Raw genomic sequence first — 12899 nt, 5'->3', positions numbered from 1 at the left:
AAGACAATTTCATTATATGGGAATTAAAAACAGGTTAATCTTTATGAGCTTTCTTCAATTTTTTGTTTGGGGAGCCTGGCTTATCACAATTGGAAATTATTGGTTTGGAACCAAAAATTGGGAAGGAACACAATTTGGTTTAGTATTTGGAACCATGGGAATTGCTTCTTTATTCATGCCTACATTAACCGGAATTATTGCCGACAGATGGGTTAACGCTGAAAAACTATATGGAATTTTGCATATTCTTTATGCAGCCGTTTTATTTGGAATTGCACACGTAACAACTCCTGATAATTTTATTTTGGTAATGCTTTTAGCCATGTGCTGTTACATGCCAACAATTGCCCTAAGTAATTCTATTTCTTATACTTCATTAAAATTAAACAATAAAAATATCGTAAAAGATTTTCCGCCAATCCGTGTTTGGGGAACGATTGGTTTTATTGTTGCTATGTGGATTACTAATTTGAGTGGAAGTAAAGCAACTGAATATCAATTTTATATTGCTGGAATTGGTGCTTTAATTTTAGGGCTTTATGCTTTTACATTGCCTAAATGTGAGCCCCAGCGCTTAATTAAAGAAAATGCTACATGGACTGAAACTTTTGGTTTAGAATCTTTTAAATTGTTTACGAACTATAAAATGGCTTTGTTTTTTGTTTTTTCTATGTTTTTAGGAGGAGCACTTCAATTGACAAATGCTTATGGTGATGTATTTTTAGATGAATTTAAACATTTTCCAAAATATGCAGATTCTTTCGTAATAAAGTATTCGACTATTATTATGTCAATTTCTCAGGTTTCTGAAACTTTGTTTATTTTGGCTATTCCATTTTTCTTAAGACGTTTCGGAATCAAACAAGTTATGCTGATTAGTATGCTGGCATGGGTTTTACGTTTCGGATTATTTGCTTTTGGAGATCCTGTAAATGGTTTATGGATGATTATTCTTTCTTGTATTGTATACGGAATGGCGTTTGATTTCTTTAATATTTCAGGTTCATTATTCGTAGAAAGTAATACTGATTCTAAAATTCGTTCTTCTGCACAAGGATTATTTATGATGATGACCAATGGAGTAGGAGCCGTTTTAGGAAGTTTAACTTCAGGCTGGGCAATTGATCGCTTCTTTACAAAATCTTTTAGTAATGCAAATGAATTAGCTGGATTTTTACAAACAGATGCAGCGAATTCTAAAATGTTAGAATTTATAAAAGGTCAAGGAAATTCAGTTTCTGCAGACGGAGTTTTTTCAAATCCGGTTTTAATGAAAGACTGGCATACTATATGGTTGTCGTTTGCGCTTTATGCTTTGGTAATTGCTGTTGCTTTTGCTGTTTTGTTTAAGCACAAACATGATCCAAAAGAGATTGAGAATTTGAATCATTAAGATTAGAAAGAATTTTTGTTGAATTTTCAAACTTTGACAAAGATAGTTTATAGTAAACCCGACAGGTTTTTTAAAACCTGTCGGGTTTCGTTCTTATGGTTCTTATGAAAACAAAACTTTCTAATCTAGCCCCGATAGAAGTGGAAATCCTTTTGTGCCGGGGTTCGGCTCAAAAGATTGCAACGAATAGCGGGACTAAACGTCTTGAAAAACCTAAAATCTTCTGCTTCTTAATAATCAACTGATAATCAATCTGGAAATATTTTGTAAATCCAAATATTTGTAGTAATTTTGCAGACCTTTTGGCAGAGAAGAGTTTCCTTTAGGTATCAACTATTTATGTAAAACAACTTCTGTATTTTCTATCGCATAGAGAAACTCGAGAAAAACAGAATACAAATTTTTTTATCAGCATGTCTGAACAAACAAAATCACAAGAAGAGTTTTTAGCAAATTTTAACTGGCACAATTTCCAAGAAGGAATCGATGCAGTAGATGAGAAAAACTTGCAAGAGTTTGAGGAACTAGTATCAAAAACTTTCATCGCTACAGATCAAGAAGAAGTAGTTGAAGGAGTTGTAGTTAGAATTACAGATAGAGACGTTATCGTTGACATCAATGCTAAATCTGAAGGTGTTATTTCTTTAAACGAATTTCGTTACAACCCAAATTTAAAAGTAGGTGACAAAGTAGAAGTATTAATCGACATCCGTGAGGATAAAACAGGTCAATTAGTATTATCTCACAGAAAAGCACGTACTATCAAATCTTGGGATAGAGTTATTGCAGCTAATGAAACTGGAGAAATCGTTAACGGTTTTGTTAAATGCAGAACTAAAGGAGGTATGATTGTTGACGTATTCGGAATCGAAGCGTTCTTACCTGGATCTCAAATTGACGTTAAGCCAATTAGAGACTACGATGTATATGTAAACAAAATGATGGAATTCAAAGTGGTAAAAATCAACCACGAATTCAAAAACGTTGTTGTATCTCACAAAGCTCTTATCGAGGCTGATATTGAAGTACAGAAAAAAGAAATCATCGGTCAATTACAAAAAGGACAAGTATTAGAAGGTGTTGTTAAAAACATTACTTCTTATGGTGTGTTCATTGACTTAGGTGGTGTTGACGGATTAATTCACATTACTGACCTTTCTTGGAGCAGAATCAACCACCCAAGTGAAGTTCTTGAATTAGACCAAAAATTAAACGTTGTAATCCTTGATTTCGATGATGAGAAAACAAGAATTCAATTAGGTTTAAAACAATTAAACGCTCATCCATGGGATGCTTTAGATGCTAACTTAACAATTGGTGATAAAGTAAAAGGTAAAGTAGTTGTAATCGCTGATTACGGTGCATTTATCGAAGTTGCTGAAGGTGTTGAAGGTTTAATCCACGTTTCTGAAATGTCATGGTCAACTCACTTACGTTCTGCTCAGGACTTCGTGAAAGTTGGAGATGTTGTTGAAGCAGTTATCTTAACTCTTGACAGAGATGATCGTAAGATGTCATTAGGTATCAAACAATTAACTCAAGATCCATGGACTGACATTACAGCTAAATACCCAGTAGGTTCTAAACATACAGGTATCGTTAGAAACTTTACAAACTTTGGTATTTTCGTAGAATTAGAAGAAGGAATTGATGGATTAATCTACATTTCTGACCTTTCTTGGACTAAGAAAATTAAACACCCATCTGAGTTTGTAAACGTTGGTGAAAAACTTGATGTTGTTGTATTAGAATTAGATGTTGAAGGACGTAAATTATCTTTAGGTCACAAACAAACTACTGCTAATCCTTGGGATCAATACGAAGATTCTTTCGCTGTAGGAACTATCCACAACGGTGAGATTTCTGAAATCGTTGACAAAGGAGCTACTGTAGAATTCGGAGATGATATCGTTGCTTTCATTCCTACTCGTCACCTTGAAAAAGAAGACGGAAAGAAATTGAAAAAAGGTGATACAGCTGATTTCAAAGTAATTGAATTCAACAAAGAATTCAAAAGAGTAGTTGCTTCTCACACTGCTATCTTCCGTGAAGAAGAAGAGAAAAACGTGAAAGCTGCTGCTGAAACTACTGCATCTGCATCTACAAACGCACCAGCTGCGACTTTAGGTGACAACAATGATGTATTAGCTGCTCTTAAAGCTAAAATGGAAAAAACTGAGAAAAAATAATTCTTAGATTTTTTATAAATAGAAAGTCCCACAGTGATGTGGGACTTTTTTTTATGTTTTTTTGTTTCAGGTTCTTCTTTGTTTCAAGTTTCAAGTTTGTGAGTTGAAGGAATTCTGAAAATTTTTTAATTTGAAGCTAATAATTTGGATTCTTCTGGTGTAAATTCAGAAACAATTGCATAAGTATCAATTTTAGCAATCGCCATTTCATCTAAAATATCAACTAAATTTTTGAAATTAGATTTTTTACTTGGTTTAATAATTACTGTAATTCCTCTTCCTGGTTTACCTAATTGAGCGGAATATTCTAACATGCTTTTGTTTCTTTTTAAGAGCTCTTGACGAATTCCGTCTTTGCCATATTGCATTTCTTTAGGCGGAACTATTGGAACCTCTAAAAGACCGGTGTAAGATACTAATTGATTATTCTCTCCTAATAAAATTGTAACTGAGCGGTTTTCTCCACAGCCTCCACGCCATCCACAGGTATGGTCATAAGGCAGGCTCAAATCCATTACTTTTGGTTTAGAAAGTTCGCCAACCAGCATAAAAAATATAATCAGCAAAAAAGAAACACTAACCATTGCAGTTAAATCAACTCTGGAACTTAACTTTTTACTTCTAACTTTTTGAGGCAGGTTTTTCATAGATTTTATATTTAATTAGAGGCTAATAATTTGGTTTCTTCTGGGGTAAACTCCGGTATGATAGCATAAGTATCGATTTTTGCGATTGCCATTTCGTCTAAAATGTCAACTAAATTTTTGAAGTTAGATTTCTTACTTGGTTTAATAATTACTGTAATTCCTCTTCCTGGTTTACCTAATTGAGCGGAATATTCTAACATGCTTTTGTTTCTTTTTAAGAGTTCTTGACGAATTCCGTCTTTGCCATATTGCATTTCTTTAGGCGGAACTATTGGAACCTCTAAAAGACCAGTGTAAGATACTAATTGATTATTCTCTCCTAATAAAATTGTAACTGAGCGGTTTTCTCCACAGCCTCCACGCCATCCACAGGTATGGTCATAAGGCAGACTCAAATCCATTGCTTTTGGTTTAGAAAGCTCGCCAACAAGCATAAAAAATATAATTAATAAAAATGAAACACTTACCATTGCGGTTAAATCAACTCTGGAGTTTAATTTTCTACTTCTAACTTTTTTAGGTAAATTTTTCATAATATTTTGTTTTATTTCTAAAAATAATAATTTTATATAATAAAATAATTATTTAGGTTGAAAATTTTTCAAATATAATTTCGTTATTAAACATGTTCTTATTCAGTAGCTTTTAAGAATCTTATAGTTCAATTTTATCATTTATTCATTGGTTAAAACCAAAATGAATAAATAAGCGTAAATGTGTTTATAATTTAAAGTATTAATTATGAGAAATAAACAATATTCAATAGTAATAATTTTGGTTTTGATGTTTGGGATTTCATCATTTGCACAACAGGCTGGAGGTGCAGCAATGTATTCGAATAAAAATATTATTGAAAATGTTGCAAATTCAAAAGATCATACAACTTTTGTTACTGCTGTAAAAGCTATAGGATTAGTAGAAACATTGCAAGGAGATGGACCATTTACTGTTTTTGCTCCTACAAATGCCGCATTTGATAAATTACCGAAAGGAACTATTGAAACGTTACTAAAGCCTGAAAATAAGAAAAAACTTCAAACGATCTTAGCCTATCATGTTGTTGCAGGAAGAATGAGTTCTGCTGATATTGAAGAAGCTATAAAAACAGGAAATGGAAAAACGGTTATAAAAACTATTAACGAAGGTACGATTATAGCATGGATGAATGGAAAAGATATATTTTTAAGTGATGAAAATGGTAATAAAGCAAAAATTACAATTGAAGATGTTAATCAGTCAAGTGGCGTGATTCATGTTGTAGATGCCGTTTTACTGCCAAAGAAATAATTCTCCAAAAATAGAATACCTATTATTTATTGGCTCCATATATTATGGAGCTTTTTTTTGTATGTTGTTTTTTAAAAAATATAAAATAGACAGAATATTGATTAAAGCAATGAAAATTAAAAAGGATTTATCGCAATTAAATCCATTTATTAGATAACATATATCAAGTATTGCTAAAAGAATTATCAATCCATATTTGATTTGTTCCTTGATTGTTAGTATTCCTTTTGTTAAAAAATAGAAAATAAGACTGCAAAGCAAGATTACAATTTGAGTAGAAAAAACAAAAAAAGATATAATTACTAATGTTCTTTCATCAACCTCACTAGAAATGAAATATAGCATCCAGACATAAATAGCAATTAAATAAAATTCCATTAATTACTTTAATATAGGACCAGAGATTGTTTTTCATTTAAATCAATTATCGTTTTGCGGTTAGAGTACTTCCTGCAGAAGCGACTACAACACATACAACTGCCAAAATTTCATAAAAACTTAAATTTTCCTGTAAAAAAATAAAAGCACAAATAGAAGCCGCAGCTGGTTCAAGGCTCATTAAAATACTAAATGTACGCGGAGGAAGCTGACCTAAAGCTTTCATTTCTAATGTAAACGGAATAGCACTTGATAAAAGAGCAAGCGCAACTCCCATTCCGAAAAGTTTTGGTGTAAGATTAATTAATCCGTTTTCAAGAAAACCGAACGGAAGCACTAAAATAGCAGCAAATAACATTCCGGTTGAAACAGCTTCACCATCATTCATTATTTTCGAAATTTTACCTCCAAAAACAATATAAGCCGCCCAAAGCGCTCCGGCTAAAAGTGCAAACAATACTCCAAGCGGATCGATGCGTTCATTTGACCAGGGTGCGATTAATAAAATTCCTATTGCGGCTAATAAAACCCACAAATAATCGACTAAACGTTTTGAACCTGCAATAGCCAATAATAACGGTCCGACAAATTCTAATGTTACAGCTAAACCTATTGGAATTCTTTCTATTGCGAAATAAAAAATCAAATTCATGGCTCCTAATGATAAACCGTACGGAATTACAATTTTCCATTGCGCCGGTGTTATCGCTCGCAAATTTGGTCTGTAAGCCAATAATAAAAGTATTGCCGAAACACCAATACGTATCGATGCTGTTCCTGCCGCTCCAATAGCTGGAAAAAGTGTTTTGGCTATAGCTGCCCCGCATTGTACACTGATAATTGCCAATAATACTGCCGGAACAGGAGGTAGGTTGATTTCTCTTTTCATAAAAAAAGTATTGCAGAAAATAAAATCAATTATTTTCTGTCCAGATAAAACAAAAAGTATTTTTAATTGATTAGTCTAAAGCTCTCATGGTTACATAAGCACGATAGCCTATAATAGCCAGTTGCCACTTTTTGGCTTTTGCAATATCTAAACCTTGTTTTGTAAAACTTGGCAGAATAAGTTTGTTTAGTTTGGCTAAAAATTTATACATGGCAGATTTGTTTTTTCAAAGATAAAAAAAAGACCTTGCGATATGCAAAGTCTTTTATTACTTTTTCGTTTTTGTGTAATTAGTCTGGTTATTACTAATTTGAAAATCTGGTATTTATTTTAATTAAAAGGCTTATAAGCTTTAAAGTTTATTAAATGGCTAGGATCTTTTACTATTTTCTTTTTCCCATTTTTTTAATTCTTTTTCGCGCTGTTTCATGTCTTTTTCAAACTGCTTCATATCTTTTTCATGTTGTTTCATGTCAAGCTGATGCTGTCTCATATCGTTTTCATATTGTCTCAGGCTTCTTTCGTATTCTTTAGAATCTCTTCCATATCTAATTTGGACATCCTGATTGAATTTATCCATATCAAAATTGAATTTATCCATAGCAATTTCGTATTTCTCCATTTGTTTTTCAAAAATGGCTTCTCTTTGAGCCATTATTGCTTCAATTTGTTTTTCATAATCTGAAAGATCTGGTTGAAAAGCTTCCATTTTTCTTTCAAATTCTTCCATGTCTTTTTCAAATTTACTCCACGCCACTTTGTCTTTTGGACTTGCGGGAGCTACAGGAGGTTTTGGCATTCTAGACATATCAATAGCGGGCATTGGAGGCATTGGTCCTGTTGGAAAAACAGGCGCAACCGGTGCAACTGGAGCAGTAGGAGGAACCGGTGATGCATGATCTTCAACATTTACATCAGAATTATTAAAGTCTCTAACTACAACGTCGCGTTTTTGAATTAATGGACGCGCTATTTGATCATCAGTAATTACACTTACGCTTTTTTCACCGTCTTCGTCATTATCGATTACAATGCTGCAGTCTTTTAAAGCTTTAGTGCTGTTCATTTCAATAACCTGAACTTTGCCATTTTCTTTTGCAACTTTAAGTTTGATTCCTATAATTTCATTTGCGCTGTTTCTTTTTACATTAGAAACTTCAAGATCAACATTGTGTTCTGCTTTTAGTTTTGCACTTAAGTCTTTTAATTCCTGATCTGTAGTCGATTTTGTAATTTTAAAAACTTCTTCGTTTATATTTTTAGAAACTAAACCTGCTTTTTCATTTTTTTCGTTAAGTTCTTTTTTCTCCTGTGCGATTGTTTTTATCTGAAATAATAATACAAATGCTCCTAATGCCGGAATTACGGCGTAGTATTTCCAGTAATTCCATTTTTTTGATTGATTTTTGTTTAACATAACAATTCGTTTTTTGATTAATGATTGATAAAAATGATTGGTGATGGCAACACAAGTTTCATGCGTTGTTATTTTTAAAAGCGTGTATTGATACGCTTTTTTGTCTGATATTTTTTTAGAAGCTACATTATCAGCAATGAATTCTAAATTTTGCAAAATTGCCTTTTTATAAAGCCACATTACAGGGTTGAACCAGAACAGAATACAGAAAATTCTCGAAATTATAACATCAATTGTGTGATACTGATCGCTGTGTACTTTTTCATGTTCCAGAATACTTTCTAATTCTGATTTCGTGTACATTGATGAGTTGTAAACGATATAATCAAAATAAGAGAAAGGTGCAATGTTATCATTAACATCTACAAATTTAAAATCTTCCTGCTGTTTGATTTTCTGACCTTTTAGTACTGCATTTAAACTGTAAAAATCAAGTCCGAATTTGATCATAAAAGCAGCAAAACCAAGTACATAAACACCTAAAGAAACTAAATTCCAGTTTATTTCAAAAGCCTCTTCCTGAATTGCCTGCGGAGAATAATTAGCCACATAATTATAATTTGCAGCCGGACTATAATCTGCAACTGGTGGCAGCGGATCAATCCATACGATTTTCGTATAAACGACAAAAGGTAAAATTACCGATGTTATTAACCCTGCTAATAAAAACCATCTGCTGCTGTTGAAGAAAGTTTCTTTTCGCAGTAAAAAAAAGTACGCAAAATAAAACAAAGCGATTAAACCACTAGATTTGATGATAAAAGTGAAAAGAGCTTCCATACTGATTAATTTTCTTTGTTTATTTTTTTTCTTGCGGGTTTTCGATCATAGCCAGGATTTCTCGCAGTTCGTCTGCAGAAATTTTTTCTTCTTTGGCAAAAAACGAAACTAAATTTTTATACGAACTGTTGAAATAATTATCAATAGCGGTTTTCATATATTTTTTGCTGTAGGCTTCAAGCGTTACAGTTGGGTAATACTGATGCGTGTTTCCAAAAGCATTATGCGATACAAAACCTTTTTCTTCGAGATTTCTTACTATGGTCGAAAGTGTATTATAATGCGGCTGATCTTCAGTTATTTCTGCCTGAATTTCTTTTACAAAAGCTTTTTTAAGCTTCCATAAAATCTGCATTATTTCTTCTTCTTTGTTGGTTAGTTTTTGCATTTTATCTGTATTAGATTAAACGGTTTTAATTGCGGGTTTCTATTTCGATTACACCATTAGCGCCTTTTTCACCGTATTTAGAGACAGCATTCATTCCTTTATAAACGCTCATAGATTTAATTTGCTTCGGATCAATATCTTCCAAATTAAAATCACTAGGCATTTCTTTCCCGTCAACAATTATAAGATTTTCAAGCTGTTTCGCATTTGTTTTTGTAGAATTTGAAATGGAGATAGTTGAACCTTTAGTCGTTGTAATTGTTTTAGTATTAGTATTGTTATCTGTATTTATTGTTACAACAGTACTAATATTTGTGTCAGTATCATTATTAGTTTTTGTACTAGTATCAGAATTAGTGTTAACATTGGTATCGATTTTTGTGGTTAGTTTTTTACTGACTACAGTTTTTGTATCAGCTTCGGTTTTAGAATCTTTAGCATCAACTGCGTCTATAGAGCTGATTTTTTTACTAACAGCAACTTTAGGATTTGCTTCATCATCCGTTTGAATTCCCACTTTTTTATTGTCGTTTTCATCTGTTATCACAACAATTCCAAAATCTTTAATGACTTTATCTCCGCCAACCTGAATAGATTGTGTCTGCTGTTTACCGTTTTTAATATCTACTTTAATAGAAGTTAAATTGTTATCAGAATTTCTTTTTATGTCTGAAACTTCAAAATCAACATTATGAATTTTCTTTAATTTTTCTTTGGTTTCTTTTAATTCTGCATCGGTAGTGTTTTTCTTTATTTTGTAAACATCTACAGATTTAATTTTTTCTGAAACACCTTTTACAGTTTGCGCTTTTTCTTTGGCAATTACTTCAACTTGAAAAAGTAATACAAATGCTGCCAGTGCCGGAAGTATTACATAATATTTCCATGAATTTCGTTTTTTTGATTGATTTTTGTTTAACATGACTATTCGTTTTTTGATTAATGATTGATAAAAATGATTGGTGATGGCAACACAGCTTTCGTGTGTTGTTATTTTTAAAAGCGTGTATTGATACGCTTTTTTGTCTGAAAGTTTTTTGGCTGCTTCTTTGTCTGCAATAAATTCTAAATTTTGAGTAATTGCTTTTTTATAAAGCCAGATGATTGGATTGAACCAAAACAGCATACAAAAGGCTCTCGAAACCAAAACATCTATGGTATGATTTTGATCGCTGTGTACTTTTTCGTGTTCAATAATATTTTCCAATTCTGATGAAGTATACATTGATGAGTTGTATACGATATATTCAAAATAGGAGAAGGGAGCAATATTTTCGGTAGTATCAATAAATTTAAAATCGGCCTGCTGATGAATCTTTTTACCTTTTAAAACAGAATTTAGTTTGTAAAAATCCAATGCAAATTTTAGCATTAAAACTAAAAATCCGATGCAGTAAATAGTAATGACAGCGTAGATCCAGTTAAATTCAAAAGATTCTTTTTCAGTATTTTGAATGACATCTCCATTGAAGAAATTGACATTCGTTATAGGAGTAGGATCTACCCAGATTATTTTGGTATATACTACAAACGGTAATACAACCGAAGTAATTAAACCCATTAATAAAAACCATCGATTACTATTAAAGAAAGTTTCCTTTCTGAGTAAAAAATAATAAGCGCAATAAAATAGGGCAATTAAACCAGCCGATTTTAAAATGTAAACCAATAGAGCTTCCATAACTATTACTTTTATTGATTATTCTGCTTATTTATTTTTGTCGTCAGGATTTTCGATCATGGCCAGAATTTCGCGCAATTCATCTGCAGAGATTTTTTCTTCTTTAGCGAAAAACGAAACCAAATTTTTATACGAGCTGTTGAAATAATTATCAATTGCCGTTTTCATATATTTTTTGCTGTAAGCTTCAAGAGTTACAATTGGAAAATATTGATGTGTATTTCCAAAAGCATTATGGCCCACAAAACCTTTTTCTTCCAGATTTCTAACAATAGTAGAAAGGGTGTTATAATGCGGCTGATCTTCAGTTATTTCTGCCTGAATTTCTTTTACGAATGCTTTTTTAAGCTTCCATAAAATCTGCATTATTTCTTCTTCTTTGTTCGTTAACTTTTGCATGTCTTTTAATTTTAATTCAAACCTACAACTATTTTTTTAGTTACGCAACTATAAATATAGTTATTTAACTAAATTTTTCGTTTTTGGCTGAGTTTAAAGTATAGAAAATGGATTCAGAATCAAAGTTAATGATTTGAATTTAAGTAAGTTATATATGAATGTGATTTATTTCTTTTTCTCCAGATGCAAAGCTTTCTTTATCCAAATACAGGACAGTGTTGCCAGAAATCCGATAGAAGCCATAAAGAACCAGTTTTTTTGATAACCAAAATGGTCAACAATTCCCAAGCCCAGCATGGTACTAAAAATATGAGCCAAACTAAAGCTCATTGTATACAAAGCCATATAACGACCTTCCTGACCTCGAGGTGCACGGCTTAATGCAAATGCGTTAGAAAAAGGAAAAGTGAGGATTTCTCCAATTGAAATACAAATCATACTGATAACCAGTATTCCTGCCCAAATATTAATTAATAATAAAACGAAGCTGAAAGCCATTACAAATGAACCAATGATGATAATTTGGATTTTTGGAAAACCTTTTCTCTCCATAAAACCAACAGTTGGCATTTCAAAAGCAAAAATCAAAAGTCCGTTTAAAGTCATCAAAAGCCCGGTTTGAAACTCATTTAAACCATATTGTTTATGATGATATAATGGTAAAGTGGTAAAAAGCTGAAAGAAAATAATGGCTGTTATGAAACTTACAAATAAGAAAACCCAGAATATTTTATCATGATATACTGATTTTACATTGGTCACACTTTCAGATTTATCTCCGTGGTCTACTTTTTTCTTCTCCTTAACCAACAAGGCAAAAATGGATATTGAAAGTATACAAGATGCTCCGTCAACCCAAAATAAACCAGAATATCCCATTCCTATAATGATTAAACCTCCAAGTGCAGGACCGGCAGCAAAACCTAAATTTACGGCAAGACGAACGAGCGTTAGGGCACGGGTTCTGTTTTCTGGTTTAGCATAAGCGCCCAATGAAACAAACATAGCCGGACGAAACATATCGGCAATAGTCATTAAAATAAACATAGCAATGCAAAGCCCCCAGAAAGAAGTAATATATTGGATAAAGAAAAGCGATACACCGCTGGTAAACAAACTGAAAACCATTATTTTATAAAACCCAATTTTATCAGAAAGTTTTCCGCCGAGCCAGGAACCCAGCATAGAACCCAAACCAAACGAAACCATAATCCAGCTTACTTGCTTTAATGAAAAATTCAAATCTTCATTCAAATATTTAGATAAAAACGGCAGTACCATTGTACCGGCGCGATTTATAAAAGTAATTAATGTAAGTATCCAAATTTCTCTAGTAAATCCTTTAAAGTTATTGAAGTATTGGTTTGCGGCAGATTTAAGCATTATAATTATTGTATTTGCCACAAAGTTAGGAAACTTTGTCACGTATAACGGTTGTTGCTTTGTTACTT

The 12899-nt window shown here is 32.2% G+C and carries 12 protein-coding genes; 3 read left to right on the top strand and 9 right to left on the bottom strand.

Translation table 11 applies throughout. From position 1 onward, the window contains the following. Positions 1-16: 16 nt before the first annotated feature. Together ABDW27_RS01170 and rpsA are read left to right on the top strand one after the other, a co-directional pair. Complete coding sequence (locus ABDW27_RS01170) at positions 17-1393, top strand: nucleoside permease (RefSeq protein ID WP_343694229.1); 1377 nt, start codon at positions 17-19, stop codon at positions 1391-1393. 413 nt (positions 1394-1806) lie between these two features. Beyond that, positions 1807-3582 (top strand): 30S ribosomal protein S1, encoded by a 1776-nt coding sequence (gene rpsA / locus ABDW27_RS01165; protein WP_073417435.1) that lies wholly within the window; start codon positions 1807-1809, stop codon positions 3580-3582. 125 nt (positions 3583-3707) lie between these two features. On the opposite strand, the gene ABDW27_RS01160 is transcribed toward rpsA, so the two are convergent. Both ABDW27_RS01160 and ABDW27_RS01155 read right to left on the bottom strand, forming a co-directional pair. Then, a complete protein-coding gene (locus ABDW27_RS01160; protein WP_343694228.1) occupies positions 3708-4229 on the bottom strand; it encodes a biopolymer transporter ExbD in 522 nt (173 codons plus the stop codon). A gap of 11 nt (positions 4230-4240) precedes the next feature. Continuing rightward, the gene (locus ABDW27_RS01155) at positions 4241-4762 is read right to left on the bottom strand and encodes a biopolymer transporter ExbD (RefSeq protein WP_343694227.1); all 522 of its coding nucleotides are present in this window, start codon (positions 4760-4762) and stop codon (positions 4241-4243) included. A gap of 208 nt (positions 4763-4970) precedes the next feature. On the opposite strand from ABDW27_RS01155, the gene ABDW27_RS01150 reads away from it, so the two are divergent. Beyond that, complete coding sequence (locus tag ABDW27_RS01150) at positions 4971-5516, top strand: fasciclin domain-containing protein (protein ID WP_343694226.1); 546 nt, start codon at positions 4971-4973, stop codon at positions 5514-5516. Positions 5517-5940: 424 nt separating this feature from the next. Here the strand turns inward: ABDW27_RS01150 and ABDW27_RS01145 are convergent, their stop codons facing one another. The 7 genes from ABDW27_RS01145 to ABDW27_RS01115 form a co-directional block, all read right to left on the bottom strand. After that, the gene (locus ABDW27_RS01145) at positions 5941-6783 is read right to left on the bottom strand and encodes an EamA family transporter (protein WP_343694225.1); all 843 of its coding nucleotides are present in this window, start codon (positions 6781-6783) and stop codon (positions 5941-5943) included. A gap of 70 nt (positions 6784-6853) precedes the next feature. Beyond that, a complete protein-coding gene (locus ABDW27_RS01140) occupies positions 6854-6994 on the bottom strand; it encodes an SsrA-binding protein (protein ID WP_343694224.1) in 141 nt (46 codons plus the stop codon). Between the two features lie 159 nt (positions 6995-7153). After that, a complete protein-coding gene (locus tag ABDW27_RS01135) occupies positions 7154-8980 on the bottom strand; it encodes a M56 family metallopeptidase (protein ID WP_343694223.1) in 1827 nt (608 codons plus the stop codon). 19 nt (positions 8981-8999) lie between these two features. Next, the gene (locus ABDW27_RS01130) at positions 9000-9368 is read right to left on the bottom strand and encodes a BlaI/MecI/CopY family transcriptional regulator (RefSeq protein ID WP_343694222.1); all 369 of its coding nucleotides are present in this window, start codon (positions 9366-9368) and stop codon (positions 9000-9002) included. 25 nt (positions 9369-9393) lie between these two features. After that, positions 9394-11049 carry a M56 family metallopeptidase gene (locus tag ABDW27_RS01125; protein ID WP_343694221.1) on the bottom strand — a complete coding sequence of 552 codons (1656 nt, stop codon included), beginning with the start codon at positions 11047-11049 and terminating at the stop codon, positions 9394-9396. A 27-nt stretch (positions 11050-11076) separates the two neighbouring features. Then, positions 11077-11448, bottom strand: a complete 372-nt coding sequence (locus tag ABDW27_RS01120) for a BlaI/MecI/CopY family transcriptional regulator (protein ID WP_343694220.1) — start codon at positions 11446-11448, stop codon at positions 11077-11079. 165 nt (positions 11449-11613) lie between these two features. Continuing rightward, entirely contained in the window at positions 11614-12831 is a 1218-nt protein-coding gene (locus ABDW27_RS01115; protein ID WP_343694219.1) for an MFS transporter, read from the bottom strand. Between the last annotated feature and the right edge of the window lie 68 nt (positions 12832-12899).

This window comes from Flavobacterium sp., assembly GCF_039595935.1.
Lineage (GTDB): Bacteria > Bacteroidota > Bacteroidia > Flavobacteriales > Flavobacteriaceae > Flavobacterium.
The sequence above is the reverse complement of the archived record's forward strand: the minus strand, read 5'-3'. Positions and strand labels throughout refer to the sequence as shown.